This window comes from Pseudomonas sp. S5D5 (assembly GCF_003013355.1).
Taxonomy (GTDB): domain Bacteria; phylum Pseudomonadota; class Gammaproteobacteria; order Pseudomonadales; family Pseudomonadaceae; genus Aquipseudomonas; species Aquipseudomonas aylmerensis.
The window spans coordinates 5,228,088-5,241,263 of the sequence record NZ_PTEO01000001.1 but is presented as its reverse complement, the minus strand read 5'-3'; the positions used below and the strand labels follow the sequence as shown (position 1 = coordinate 5,241,263).

Here is a 13,176-nt window from a genome sequence, read left to right as displayed (position 1 = left end):
GAGGAACCGCCATGAGTCGTGATGCCCTGCAGGAATCGCTGTCCGCAGTGATGGATAACGAAGCGGATGAACTGGAACTTCGTCGAGTGCTCAATGCATTTGATGATGCCGAAACCCGTGATACCTGGTCTCGTTACCAAGTCGCTCGGGCGGTGATGCACAAGGATCTTCTAATCCCTCGTCTGGATATTGCTGCGGCCGTTTCTGCCGCGCTGGCTGATGAAGCCGTTCCGGCAAAAGCTGCTCGTGGTCCTTGGCGTAGCCTGGGTCGCCTGGCAGTTGCTGCTTCGGTGACTGTTGCCGTGTTGGCCGGTGTTCGCCTGTACAACCAGGACGAAATCGCCGGTGCCGAACTGGCCCAGCAGACTCAGCAACCGGTCATGGCCGGTCCGCAAGTCAAAGGCCCAGCGGTATTGGCCGGCTACAAGGAAAGCTCTGACACCACCGGCCCTATGGCCAACGGTGTGTTGCAAGGGCAATCCGGCTGGCAGGACCAGCGTCTTCCAGGCTACCTGCGCCAACACGCACAGGAATCGGCCTTGAAAGGCACTGAAAGCGCTCTGCCATATGCACGTGCTGCAAGCCTGGAAAACCGCTAAACCGTCAAGGAGCCCTATGCGCGCCATACCGCTCCTTACGCTTTTGCTCAGTGGTTGGTTTGCACTCCCCGCCCATGCCGATGAAGCCCAAGACTGGCTGACTCGACTTGGGCGTGCAGAGCAGCAGCAAAGCTTTAAAGGTACGTTTGTCTACGAACGTAACGGCAGTTTTTCCACCCATGACATCTGGCATCGCGTCCAGGATGGTCAGGTCCGTGAGCGGCTCTTGCAGCTCGATGGCTCTGCCCAGGAAGTCGTGCGTCTGGACGGCCGTACTCAATGTGTCAGCGGCACCCTGGTCGCAGGCCTTGGCAATTCGCGTGATGCACCTTCACGCGCGCTGGATCCGCAAAAACTCAATCAATTCTACGAACTGGCCGTCATCGGCAAATCGCGCGTGGCCGGTCGGAATGCGGTAATCGTTTCGATAACGCCGCGTGATCAGTACCGTTATGGCTTCGAGCTGCACCTGGACCGTGAAACCGCGTTGCCGCTCAAGTCCTTGCTGCTCAATGATCAGGGCCAATTGCTGGAGCGTTTCCAGTTCACGCGCTTGGATACTTCCCTGCCCGATGATCACGACCTGCAGCCCGGCAGCGACTGCACGCCGGTCAGCGTCGCCAAGACTCAGGCACCGCAAGCCCAGTCTGTCGAGGCGTGGCACCTGGAGTGGTTGCCGCCGGGGTTTCAGCTGAGCAACAGCAGTGTGCGTAAAGACACGCAAACCAAGGCAACCGTCGAAAGCCTGATGTATGAAGATGGCCTGGCGCGCTTCTCGGTGTTTCTTGAGCCCATCAGCGATGTAAGCGTCACGGAAACCCGCACCCAGTTGGGCCCGACGGTGGCCGTGTCCCGTCGCCTGAATACGGTGGACGGCGAAATGATGGTGACGGTTGTCGGCGAGATTCCTATCGGTACGGCCGAACGTATCGCGCTGTCAGTGCGCGGTGAAAAAAAGCCAGTCACCCAGCCGTGAGCCGTTAATCCTATGTTCATCCTGACCTTTCACTGTGTATCCACGCCAAGTTGGCTGCCGAGAGCATGAAATGTCCGGATCAGCATTTTCACTTGCAAAAATCTCTCATGTTTTTTATAGGTCAGGGCTTGTCGGCTCTGGCCTTGTTTTGTTCGCGGAACAAAGATGTCGGTCGCAGTTTTCGGCGTTTCTTGAACCCTGTCGCTCAACCCTGCTCGTCGTAACGGGAGCTGTATGTCGATACCACGTTTGAAGTCTTACCTATCCATAGTCGCCACGGTGTTGGTGCTGGGCCAGGCCTTGCCTGCGCAAGCGGCCGAGTTGCCTGACTTTACCCAATTGGTTGAGCAAGCCTCGCCTGCCGTGGTGAACATCAGTACCACGCAGAAGCTGCCGGATCGCAAAGTCTCCAACCAGCAGATGCCGGACCTCGAAGGCCTGCCGCCGATGCTGCGCGAGTTCTTCGAGCGCGGCATGCCGCAGCCACGCACGCCCCGTGGCGGCGGTGGCCAGCGTGAAGCGCAATCCCTGGGGTCGGGCTTCATCATCTCGCCGGACGGCTACATCCTCACCAACAACCACGTGATTGCCGACGCCGACGAGATTCTTGTGCGCCTGGCCGATCGCAGTGAACTCAAGGCCAAGCTGGTGGGAACTGACCCACGTTCCGATGTGGCGTTGTTGAAGATTGATGGCAAGGACCTGCCTGTGCTGAAGCTGGGTAAATCCCAGGACCTCAAAGCCGGTCAGTGGGTGGTCGCCATCGGTTCGCCGTTCGGTTTTGACCACACAGTGACCCAAGGTATCGTCAGCGCCATTGGTCGCAGCCTGCCAAACGAAAACTACGTGCCGTTCATCCAGACCGACGTGCCGATCAACCCGGGTAACTCCGGTGGCCCGCTGTTTAACCTGGCGGGCGAAGTGGTGGGGATCAACTCGCAGATCTACACCCGTTCCGGTGGCTTCATGGGCGTGTCCTTCGCTATCCCGATCGACGTGGCAATGGATGTTTCCAACCAGCTGAAAAGCGGTGGCAAGGTCAGCCGTGGCTGGTTGGGCGTAGTGATCCAGGAAGTGAACAAGGACCTGGCTGAATCCTTCGGCCTCGACAAGCCGGCCGGTGCGCTGGTCGCGCAGATCCAGGACGACGGCCCGGCTGCCAAGGGTGGCCTGCAGGTTGGCGACGTGATCCTGAGCATGAACGGCCAGCCGATCATCATGTCGGCTGACCTTCCACACCTGGTAGGTGCACTCAAGGCCGGCAGCAAGGCCAAGCTGGAAGTGATTCGTGAAGGCAAGCGCCAGACCGTTGAGCTGACGGTTGGCGCCATCCCTGAAGAGGGTGCGACCCTGGATGCCCTGGGCAACACCAAGCCGGGTGCAGAGCGCAGCAGCAACCGCCTGGGTATTGCCGTGGCCGAGTTGACCGATGAGCAGAAGAAATCCTTCGACCTCAAGAGCGGCGTAGTCATCAAGGAAGTGCAGGATGGTCCGGCAGCCTTGATCGGCCTGCAGCCAGGCGATGTGATCACTCACCTGAATAATCAGGCGATTGACTCTACCAAGCAGTTCACCGACATCGCCAAGGCGCTGCCGAAGAATCGCTCGGTTTCGATGCGCGTGCTGCGTCAGGGCCGTGCCAGCTTCATTACCTTCAAGCTGGCCGAGTAGCCGCCAGCTCAATAAAAAGCCCCGCCTTCGGATGACGAAGGCGGGGCTTTTTTGTGGGCGATGGGTTTAGCTCATCATTCCCTTGACCAGGCGTTCCTGCTCGATCAGCTCACGCTGGCGCGCATCGATGCGTGACGACAGTGGGAAATTGTTGCCGGCGCGACGCTTGGCAAAGTCCAATTGCTGAATGGCCTGCTGGAAATCGCCCACCAGGGCAAAGTATTCGGCACGCGCCTGGTGCAGGCCGATGATATTGCCGGACAGGCCGCGCGTCTCGGCAACCTGATACCAGACATCCGGATCGTCCGGACGAGACTTGAGCAATGCGTCGAGGGCCTTTTCTGCATCGGCGGTGCGGTTCTGCTTGAGCAGCAGATCCACTCTCACCTGATTCAACGGATAGTTGCCCGGATACTGGGTCAACATCTTATCGGTGCGCTGCTGCGCATCCGGCAGGTGGTTGTTGTCGATGTCCAACTGGATCTGGGCCAGGTTGTAGGTGATGTCAGTGGGCGCCTTGGCCAGCAGCTGCGCGAGGTTTTCCCGCGCCTCCTTGAACTGCGAGCCTTTGATCTGGGCAATGGCCAAGCCATAGCGCGCCACGTCGTTTTTAGGGTTCTCATCCAGCTGTGCCTGGAAGCGCTTGGCAGCGAGCCCGGACGTATCTTCGTATTGCAGCTGCACGCGGGCGCGAATCAGCTGATAACGCAGGCTGTCTTCCTTGCCGCCGGGCTTGGCTTGCTCGGCGCGGTTGCGGGTGTCGGCGATCCGCGATTCGGTGACCGGGTGCGTCAGCAGGAATTCAGGCGGCTTGGCATCGAAACGGTACTGGCGCATCAGGCGTTCGAACATGGTCGGCATGGAACGCGGGTCGTAACCGGCTTTTTCCAGGTTGAGGATGCCGATGCGGTCGGCCTCTTGTTCGTTCTGGCGCGAGAAGCGCCGTTGTTCCTGGATCGCAGCGGCCTGGGTACCGGCAATTGCGGCAATCCCCGCATCACCTGCGCCGGCAGCGGCGGCGATGATGCCGCCCAGCAGGGCCGCCATCATCGGGATCTGCATGCGCTGTTGCGCCTCAACACCACGGGCAAAGTGGCGTTGGGACAAATGCGCCAATTCGTGTGCGAGCACCGAAGCGTATTCGCCCTCGGTCTGAGCATTGAGAAACAGGCCGCCGTTGACCCCGACAATCCCGCCGGGTGCGGCAAAGGCGTTCAATTGCGGGCTGTTGATCAGGATGAACTCCAGGCGCCGGTCATTCACCTGGCTGGTCTCTACCAACTTGTACACGCTGGTTTCGACATAATCCTTGAGTTGCGGATCATTGAGCTGTGAGACCTGGCCGCGCAGATAGGCCAACCAGGCGCGCCCCAGTTGGTATTCCTGTTGTGGCGAGACAATGGCAGAACTGGCGTCGCCAAGTGACGGCAGGTCATCGGCGAAGCCCGGGGAGGCCAGCAGGCAAGCCAGCGTCAGCAGGGTAGGGCGCAAAAAAGTCATGCACAGAGCCTTTCGACAAAGAGCTTACTGTAGCCGGACACTGAGCTTCGGACCAGATATTCTAAGCAGCCCGAATGCGTGCCTGGAGTAAAACCATGACCGACGCTGTAGCCTTTGATGCCGAACTCGATGCCAGTGGCCTCAATTGCCCGTTGCCCTTGCTCAAGGCCAAGCTGGAGCTCAATCGATTGGCCAGTGGTGCAGTGCTCAAGGTCATTGCCACCGACGCGGGCTCCCAGCGTGATTTCCGTACCTTTGCCAAGTTGGCGGGCCATACCCTGCTACATGAAGAAGACGCCGCCGGTGTGTACCGTTACTGGTTGCGCAAGGCCTGAACCGTTCGCCCCCACCACCCGAGGTTGATTGATGTTCAAAGTGTTACGAGACTGGATCCAGCGCTACTTCTCCGACGAAGAAGCGGTGGTGCTGGCGGTCCTGCTTTTCCTGGCCTTTACGGCCGTGCTGACCTTGGGCGGCATGCTGGCGCCGGTACTGGCGGGGATGGTGCTGGCTTACCTGATGCAGGGCCTGGTCACCACCCTGGAGCGCCTGCGACTGCCGGGCGGCGCTGCCGTGGGCCTGGTGTTCGCCTTGTTCATGGGCTTGCTCGTGGTGTTTATCGTGGTGGTGTTGCCGTTGCTGTGGCACCAACTGATTACCCTGTTCAACGAACTGCCGGGCATGCTCGCCAAGTGGCAATCACTGTTGCTGCTGCTGCCGGAGCGTTACCCGCACCTGGTCTCGGATGAGCAGGTGTTGCAGGCCATCGAAGCGGCGCGCGGCGAGATCGGAAAATTCGGGCAATGGGCGCTGACCTTTTCCCTGTCCAGCCTGCCGTTGCTGGTCAACATCATGATCTACCTGGTACTGGTACCGATCCTGGTGTTTTTCTTCCTCAAGGACCGCGCGATGATCGGTCGTTGGGTGAGCGGCTACCTGCCGCGCGAGCGGGCGCTGATCACTCGGGTGGCCGAAGAGATGAACCGCCAGATCGCCAATTACATCCGTGGCAAGGTCATCGAGATCATTATCTGTGGCGGCGTGACCTACATCGCCTTTATCGCCCTGGACCTGAACTACGCGGCATTGCTGGCGTTGCTGGTAGGGGTGTCGGTGGTCGTGCCGTACGTCGGTGCGGTGGTGGTGACGGTGCCGGTGATGTTGATCGCCTTGTTCCAGTGGGGCTGGAGCGACCAGTTCATCTACCTGATGGCGGTGTACGGCATTATCCAGACCCTGGATGGCAACGTGCTGGTGCCGCTGCTGTTCTCGGAGGCGGTCAACCTGCACCCGGTGGCGATCATTTGCGCAGTGCTGTTGTTCGGCGGGCTGTGGGGGTTCTGGGGCGTGTTCTTTGCCATTCCGCTGGCGACGCTGTTCAAGGCGGTGCTGGATGCGTGGCCGCGGCAGGAGCCGGTGGTGGCGCCGCTGCTTTAGAACGTGGCGGGGGATTGGATACGCCATCGCCGGCAAGCCGGCTCCTACAGGGAAATGCGCTACAACTGTAGGAGCCGGCTTGCCGGCGCTGACAATCCAAAGGTCGCAGCAGCAATCAAGCCTTGTTCAAAGCCTGCGCCGCCGCCAACACCGCATCCACATGACCCGGCACTTTCACGCCACGCCATTCCTGGCGCAGCACACCTTCGCTATCGATGAGGAAAGTGCTGCGATCCACGCCCAGGTATTCCTTGCCGTACAGCTTCTTCAGCTTGATCACATCAAACAGTTGGCAAACCGCTTCGTCCTTGTCGCTGATCAGCTCAAAGGGGAATTCCTGCTTGCCCTTGAAGTTCTCGTGAGACTTCACACTGTCACGTGACACGCCAAACACCTCGGTGTTGGCGGCCTTGAATGCCGCGTACTGGTCACGGAAACCCTGGCCTTCGGTGGTGCAGCCCGGGGTGCTGTCCTTCGGGTAGAAGTAGATCACCACCTGCTTGCCCTTGAGAGCGGCGAGGCTGAAGGTCTGGCCGCTGGTGGCCTGGGCTTCGAAATCGGCTACGGGTTTGTCGATGACTACCGCCATGAAAAAACTTCCTTACATTGGGTTCTGTGGGCGCCACGGCTCGATCAGTGCGTCGAGGTTCAAGGCATCGGCGAAGTCCAGGAACTGGTCGCGCAACCAGCTGATCTGCACGCCGGCCGGCAAGGTCACGGTGAACGTGGCGTTGAGCATGGTGCCGCCGGTTTGTGGCGCCTGGTAGGTGTCGCAGGTGAGGTTCTCCAGCTCGACGTTGTGGTCGATAAAGAACTGGCACAGCTCATTGACGATGTCCGAGCGGTAGGCCGAGCTCACGTACGCTACATAAGGCAGGGCCTGGGGACGGTTCTCCAGGGCAGCGCTGCGCACCACGTTGACGGTGAAGTCGTGCTTCTTGGCCAGGCCCGGCAAGCCGGTTTCCAGGCGCGCGAGGGCATCCCAGGTGCCGGAAATCTGCAGCACCAGCGCACTGCACTCGCCGTGGCGGGTCAAGCGGGAAGTCACGACGGCGCAGCGGTTTTCATGGCTGGCGCGGCACAGGACGTTGGTCAGCTCCATGGGGTTGGCGCCGAGGGCACTGATAACAAGGAATTGTTCGCGAACTGTGGGGGTGGACATGCAGCCTTCCTAAAACGATGAGCGGTCGATACTGTGAGGGCCGTATCGATCAAAGGATGAAGGGTAGCGAAAAGCGTCGCCAAGGGATAGGAGGTGGCGTTTTCATTGCGTGAACGGCGGAATTTTCTCGGGCTTGCGGCCGTACTTTGGCCCAATGATGGCATTGCCCGTCGTTTAGTTGCTCCGGAACGCATCGTCAGGCGGTACTTAGCTTGTACAAGCATCTTGGCGCCAGTACCATTACGGCTCTCTTTTTCCGGCAGGAGCGGTTGCATGATTGCGGGCAGTATGGTGGCACTGGTCACACCCATGGATGCACAAGGTCATCTCGACTGGGACAGCCTGGGCAAACTGGTGGACTTCCACCTGCAAGAAGGCACCAACGCCATCGTGGCGGTCGGCACCACAGGTGAATCGGCCACCCTCGATGTGGAAGAACACATCCAGGTGATCGAATTCGTGGTCAAGCGCGTCGCGGGCCGCATTGCCGTGATCGCCGGTACGGGCGCCAACTCGACGCGTGAAGCGATCGAGTTGACCCGGAACGCCAAGAAGGCCGGCGCCGATGCCTGCCTGCTGGTGACCCCGTACTACAACAAGCCGACCCAGGAAGGCCTGTACCAGCACTTTCGCACCATTGCCGAAGCCGTGGACATCCCGCAGATCCTCTACAACGTACCCGGCCGCACTGCCTGCGACATGAAGGCCGAGACCGTGATCCGCCTGTCCACCGTGCCGAACATCATCGGTATCAAGGAAGCCACCGGCGACCTGCAGCGCGCCAAGGACATCCTCGCCGGCGTGAGCAGCGACTTCCTGGTGTATTCCGGTGACGACGCCACTGCTGTCGAGCTGATCCTGCTGGGCGGCAAGGGCAACATCTCGGTCACCGCCAACGTGGCCCCGCGTGCCATGAGCGAAATGTGCGCCGCCGCCATCGCCGGCGACGCCGTGACCGCCCGCGCGATCCACGAGAAGCTGATGCCGCTCAACAAGACACTGTTTATCGAATCCAACCCTATTCCCGTGAAATGGGCACTGTTCGAGATGGGCCTGATGCCGGACGGTATCCGTCTGCCGCTCACCCGCCTCAGCGACGCCTGTCACGAACCGCTGCGACAGGCCCTGCGCCAGTCCGGCGTCCTGGTTTAATTGAGGAAGCACTACGCATGAAGCGATTGGCCGGACTTTCCGCACTTGCCTTGATTATCTCCAGCACCAGTGGCTGCGGTTGGATCTGGGGCCCGGAAGGCTACTTCCGTGACCGCGGCAGCGATTACCTGGAAGCACAAGCAACCAAACCGATGCAACTGCCGCCGGACGTCAATGTCGCCAAGCGCCTTGACCCGTTGCTGCCGATTCCACGCAATGTGGCCGACGACACCACCAAGGGTGAGTACGTGGTACCACGTCCACAGCCGATCTCGGCCGTGGCGGATGCCAGTGACTACAGCCTGCAGAAGAGCGGCGATTCGCGCTGGATCATGGCCCAGCGTCCACCTGCCGAAGTCTGGCCGGTGGCGGTGCAGTTCTTCCAGGACAACGGCTTCCGTATTGAAGAGCAGCGTCCACAGACCGGTGAATTCACCACTGCATGGCAGCACAGCAGCGAACTCTCCGCCAGCATGGCCAAGCGCCTGCAGGCCGGTGGTGTAGCCGCTGACAGCGAAGCCCGTGTGCGGGTGCGCATCGAGCCTGGCGTGCAGCGCAATACCAGTGAAGTCTACGTCGTCAGCGCCGAGCGTCCTGCCGGCAGCACCGCCAACGTCGATTTCACCAACCGTTCGGTCAACACCGGTGTCGACTCGGCACTGGTCGACGAGATGCTGGCCAGCATGAGCCGCATTTCCGAGAAGGGCGGTTCCGTCTCCCTGCTCGCCGCACGTGATTACGACACCCCGAGCCGCGTCAGCCTCACCGAAGACGGCAGCGGCAACGTGGTGCTGAACCTGGGTGAAGACCTGGACCGTGCCTGGGCCAGCGTTGGCCGTGCCTTGGAGCAGGGTCCATGGCGTGTTGAAGACATCAACCGCAGCCTGGGCCTCTACTACATCAACGTGGCGGAAAAAGCCGAGCGCAAAGATGAAGAGCCAGGTTTCTTCGGCAAATTGTTCGGCAGCAAGCCGACCAAGGAAGAGATCGAGACCCGCGCCGAGCGCTACCAGGTTCGTTTGAGCAAGGTTGGCGAAAGCGTACAAGTCACCGTCGAGAAGAACATCAATACCGTTGCGCCAGCTGAAACAGCGCGCAAAGTGTTGGGGGTGATTCAGGACAACCTGGGCTGATCCGATGCGTTTTGCCGTTCTCGGCAGCGGTAGCCAAGGGAACGGCACGCTGGTCGCTCATGACGACACGTACGTGCTGGTGGATTGTGGTTTCTCGTTACGGGAAACCGAGCGGCGCCTGCTGCGCCTGGGGGTTCACCCCACGCAGCTGAGCGCGATTCTGGTGACCCACGAACATGCCGACCACGTGCATGGCGTGGGTTTGCTGTCTCGGCGCTACAATCTTCCGGTGTACCTCAGTCGCGGTACCTTGCGCGGGATGCGCAAACCGATTGAACCCGCAGGTTTCCTGGCCGGTGGCGAGCAACTGCAGATCGGTGCGTTGAGCATTGATGTGATTGCCGTGGCGCACGACGCCCAGGAACCGACGCAGTATGTATTCAGTGATGGTGAGCGGCGTTTCGGCGTACTCACCGACCTGGGCTCCTACTGCGCCAAGGTGCTGGACGGTTACCGGAACCTCGATGCATTGATGATCGAATCCAATCACTGCCGGGACCTGCTGGCTCGCGGTCATTACCCCTACTTTCTCAAGCAGCGGGTCGGGGGCGAACTGGGACATTTGAACAACCACCAGGCGGCGTACCTGGTGTATGAGTTGGGCTGGCAAGACCTGCAACACCTGGTCCTGGCCCACTTGAGCAGCAAGAACAACCTGCCGACGCTTGCCCGGCAATGTTTTGTCGACACCCTTGGGTGCGACCCGGACTGGCTGCAACTGGCCGATCAAGATTCAGGGCTCGACTGGCGACACATCGCCTAGCCCACCTCACTCAAAGCGGAGCCCATCATGGAAAAACGTGAAGAACTCTACCGCGGCAAAGCCAAGTCGGTTTACAAGACCGACGACGCCAACCGCCTGATCCTGCTGTTTCGCAACGACACTTCGGCGTTCGACGGCAAGCGCATCGAACAGCTTGATCGCAAGGGCATGGTGAACAACAAGTTCAACGCCTTCATCATGCAGAAACTCGAAGCGGCCGGCATTCCGACCCAATTCGACAAACTGCTGGGCGACAACGAGTGCCTGGTCAAGAAGCTGGACATGATCCCGGTGGAATGCGTCGTGCGTAACTACGCCGCCGGCAGCCTGGTCAAGCGCCTGGGCGTGGAAGAGGGCCTCAAGCTCAACCCCTACACCTTCGAGCTGTTCCTGAAGGACGACGCCAAGGGCGACCCGTTCATCAACGAATCCCACGTCGTGGCATTCGGCTGGGGCACCGCTGAGCAACTGGCGCGCATGAAAGAGTTGTCCCTGAAGGTCAACGAGGTGCTGAGCAAGCTGTTCGACGACGCCGGGCTGCTGCTGGTGGACTTCAAGCTGGAATTCGGCGTATTCCACGATGGCTCCATCGTCCTCGGCGACGAATTCAGCCCGGACGGCTGCCGCCTGTGGGACAAGGACACCAAGAAGAAGATGGACAAAGACCGCTTCCGCCAGGGCCTCGGTGATGTGATCGAAGCCTACGAAGAAGTCGCCAATCGTCTCGGCGTACCGCTTTAATCGACGCAAGCATCTGATAGCACGGAAAAAAATCGCGTTTGGGGTTTGCTTCCGCGAAACACACTGTTATGATGCGCGCCGTTGGAGAGATGCCAGAGTGGCCGAATGGGACGGATTCGAAATCCGTTGTACCTTCACCGGTACCTAGGGTTCGAATCCCTATCTCTCCGCCATTACATAGAAAAAGCCCCGTAGCTGAACAAGCTACGGGGCTTTTTCGTTTCTGCGGTTTGATCAGCTCGGCTGGGCCACCAGGCTATTACTCACACGACGCCCCAGTACCAGCACCGTCACGAACCCACAGCCCACCAACGCCGTGGCCAGGCTCAGCAGCACCGCGCTGCCCATCTGGTCGACAATCCGGCCGCCGAAGAACGAGCCCAGGGCGATGATCACCTGGAACAAGGCGACGAACAGTGGCATGCCGCGTTCGACATCCTTGGGGGCCACGACAAACATCCAGATACTTGCGCAGGCCGGGAAGGCGCCGAAGGCGAAGCCCCAGAGGGCGATCAGCATCGCTGCGCCGGTCATGCCGGTGGCGAAGTAGGGGAACAGGGCGGTGCTGGTGCCGATCATGAGTGCGACCAACAGCAAGGTGTGGCGCACGCTGCGGTTGGCGGCGAAGCCGGCGAAGACATTACCCATGACCCCGGCCACGCCGTAGAGCAGCAACAGTGAGCCAATCGTCGGTCCGTCAAAGCCCGAACTGTTTTTGAAGAAGGGCGCGACGTAGGTGTAGGCGGCGAAGTGCGCCAGGCCGATCAGCAGGACGGCGATCAATCCGACCCGTGCTTGCGGGTTGATGAACAAGGCGGGCAGGTCACGCACTTGAATGGCCTTTTCCGGCTTCAGGCGGGGCAGCAGGAGGACTTGCGCGAGCAGCACCGGCACGCCGACCAGCGCGGTGACCAGGAAGGTCATGCGCCAGCCCATCAGGCCGCTGAGCCAGGTGCCCACGGGGACGCCGAGTACGGTGGCCAGGGTCACGCCCATCATGATGATCGAGGTGGCCTTCGCGACGCCCACGCCCTTGGGCGCGAGGCGGCCGCTGAGGGCGATTGCCGTGGCCCAGAAGCCGCCGATGCTGATACCCAGCAGGACGCGGCCGAACAGCAGGAGGCTGAAGTCGCTGGCGTAAGCCACGACCGAGTTGGCGATGATCATGATCAGCGTCAGGCCGATCAGCAGATAACGACGGTCCATGGCGCCAATGCTGACAGACAGCAACGGGGCGGCGAGGGCGGCCATGATACCGGGCAGGGTCACCATCAGGCCGGCGTGCCCGGCACTGATGCCGAGGTCGCTGGCGACGTCGTTGAGGACGCCCACCGGCAGAAACTCACTGGTGACCAGGGCAAAGGCGCCCACGGCGACCGAGAGAATCGCCAGCCACTGCTGTTTGACACTCTGTTGATTATGTTCGGGACGGCCGCTGGGGGCCTGGCTCGCGCTTGGCATGGTGCTGGATTCCAGAAGGGGAATGTCGCCTGAAGTCAGGCGAGGGGGAGGGAAAGTGGAGGCGATTATATGAATCGGCTCTGGCAATCACACAGGCGCTCGTTTCGATAATAACCATCAGTGCAATCGATTCGACGCCCCTACAGGACGGTTGGGTTTTTCTTACCTGCATCTCCAACGCAGCCTACAGGCAATGCATTGCGACCCGTGGCGTTAGTCACTATCTTGGGCCCCACGGTTTTTCAGGTAGAAATTCCCACACTGCATAGGAAATGCATCATGAGCAAAAACACGAAAAAAACCTCCGACAAAATGGCCACGCTGGCCGCGCACACCCTCACTGATCCAAACGCCTCGGCCATTGCCAAAAGCCTGGCGGCGTCTGCATTGGCCCAGAGCGGTACCGACAAGCAGACCAGCGCCGACATGGAGGAAAAAGCCGGGAAGGCCCTCCAGAGCGGCCACTACAGCGAGAAAACCAAATCCCTGGCCGCCTCGGTGCTTTCCCAAGCCAATAAAGAGCGCGGCAACTGAGTTACACGTCATGAAAAAAGCCCCGCAGCTGAACACGCTGCGGGGTT

General features: G+C 60.4%; 14 protein-coding genes and 1 tRNA gene. 11 read left to right on the top strand and 4 right to left on the bottom strand.

Features of this window, described 5'->3' with window-relative positions; genetic code table 11:
- The first annotated feature begins 11 nt into the window (after positions 1-11).
- The 3 genes from C9990_RS23905 (at position 12) to C9990_RS23895 (ending at position 3,246) form a co-directional block, all read left to right on the top strand.
- Complete coding sequence (locus C9990_RS23905; protein ID WP_003172479.1) at positions 12-599, top strand: sigma-E factor negative regulatory protein; 588 nt, start codon at positions 12-14, stop codon at positions 597-599.
- A 16-nt stretch (positions 600-615) separates the two neighbouring features.
- Positions 616-1,575: a MucB/RseB C-terminal domain-containing protein gene (locus tag C9990_RS23900; protein WP_065899404.1), complete on the top strand. Its 960-nt coding sequence runs from the start codon at positions 616-618 to the stop codon at positions 1,573-1,575.
- Positions 1,576-1,809: 234 nt separating this feature from the next.
- The gene (locus C9990_RS23895) at positions 1,810-3,246 is read left to right on the top strand and encodes a DegQ family serine endoprotease (protein WP_065899403.1); all 1,437 of its coding nucleotides are present in this window, start codon (positions 1,810-1,812) and stop codon (positions 3,244-3,246) included.
- A 66-nt stretch (positions 3,247-3,312) separates the two neighbouring features.
- Here the strand turns inward: C9990_RS23895 and C9990_RS23890 are convergent, their stop codons facing one another.
- Entirely contained in the window at positions 3,313-4,746 is a 1,434-nt protein-coding gene (locus tag C9990_RS23890; protein WP_065899402.1) for a M48 family metalloprotease, read from the bottom strand.
- A gap of 95 nt (positions 4,747-4,841) precedes the next feature.
- Here C9990_RS23890 and C9990_RS23885 point away from each other — a divergent pair, with 95 nt between their 5' ends.
- Together C9990_RS23885 and C9990_RS23880 are read left to right on the top strand one after the other, a co-directional pair.
- On the top strand, positions 4,842-5,081 hold the full coding sequence (locus C9990_RS23885; protein ID WP_010212198.1) for a sulfurtransferase TusA family protein: 240 nt from the start codon (positions 4,842-4,844) through the stop codon (positions 5,079-5,081).
- 31 nt (positions 5,082-5,112) lie between these two features.
- On the top strand, positions 5,113-6,183 hold the full coding sequence (locus C9990_RS23880) for an AI-2E family transporter (RefSeq protein ID WP_065899401.1): 1,071 nt from the start codon (positions 5,113-5,115) through the stop codon (positions 6,181-6,183).
- Between the two features lie 115 nt (positions 6,184-6,298).
- Here C9990_RS23880 and C9990_RS23875 read toward each other — a convergent pair whose 3' ends face one another.
- Positions 6,299-6,772: a peroxiredoxin gene (locus tag C9990_RS23875; RefSeq protein WP_025855402.1), complete on the bottom strand. Its 474-nt coding sequence runs from the start codon at positions 6,770-6,772 to the stop codon at positions 6,299-6,301.
- A 12-nt stretch (positions 6,773-6,784) separates the two neighbouring features.
- Positions 6,785-7,345, bottom strand: a complete 561-nt coding sequence (locus tag C9990_RS23870) for a glycine cleavage system protein R (RefSeq protein WP_003172487.1) — start codon at positions 7,343-7,345, stop codon at positions 6,785-6,787.
- Between the two features lie 273 nt (positions 7,346-7,618).
- On the opposite strand from C9990_RS23870, the gene dapA reads away from it, so the two are divergent.
- From dapA to C9990_RS23845, 5 genes are all read left to right on the top strand, one after another.
- The gene (dapA, locus tag C9990_RS23865; protein ID WP_065899400.1) at positions 7,619-8,497 is read left to right on the top strand and encodes a 4-hydroxy-tetrahydrodipicolinate synthase; all 879 of its coding nucleotides are present in this window, start codon (positions 7,619-7,621) and stop codon (positions 8,495-8,497) included.
- A 17-nt stretch (positions 8,498-8,514) separates the two neighbouring features.
- Entirely contained in the window at positions 8,515-9,630 is a 1,116-nt protein-coding gene (gene bamC, locus C9990_RS23860; RefSeq protein ID WP_065899399.1) for an outer membrane protein assembly factor BamC, read from the top strand.
- 4 nt (positions 9,631-9,634) lie between these two features.
- Positions 9,635-10,393 (top strand): MBL fold metallo-hydrolase, encoded by a 759-nt coding sequence (locus C9990_RS23855; protein WP_065899398.1) that lies wholly within the window; start codon positions 9,635-9,637, stop codon positions 10,391-10,393.
- A 27-nt stretch (positions 10,394-10,420) separates the two neighbouring features.
- Positions 10,421-11,134: a phosphoribosylaminoimidazolesuccinocarboxamide synthase gene (purC, locus tag C9990_RS23850; protein WP_016971341.1), complete on the top strand. Its 714-nt coding sequence runs from the start codon at positions 10,421-10,423 to the stop codon at positions 11,132-11,134.
- A gap of 83 nt (positions 11,135-11,217) precedes the next feature.
- A tRNA-Ser gene (locus C9990_RS23845) sits at positions 11,218-11,307 on the top strand.
- A gap of 61 nt (positions 11,308-11,368) precedes the next feature.
- On the opposite strand, the gene C9990_RS23840 is transcribed toward C9990_RS23845, so the two are convergent.
- Positions 11,369-12,595: an MFS transporter gene (locus C9990_RS23840; RefSeq protein WP_065899394.1), complete on the bottom strand. Its 1,227-nt coding sequence runs from the start codon at positions 12,593-12,595 to the stop codon at positions 11,369-11,371.
- A 279-nt stretch (positions 12,596-12,874) separates the two neighbouring features.
- On the opposite strand from C9990_RS23840, the gene C9990_RS23835 reads away from it, so the two are divergent.
- Entirely contained in the window at positions 12,875-13,129 is a 255-nt protein-coding gene (locus C9990_RS23835; RefSeq protein ID WP_106804865.1) for a hypothetical protein, read from the top strand.
- Positions 13,130-13,176 lie beyond the last annotated feature (47 nt).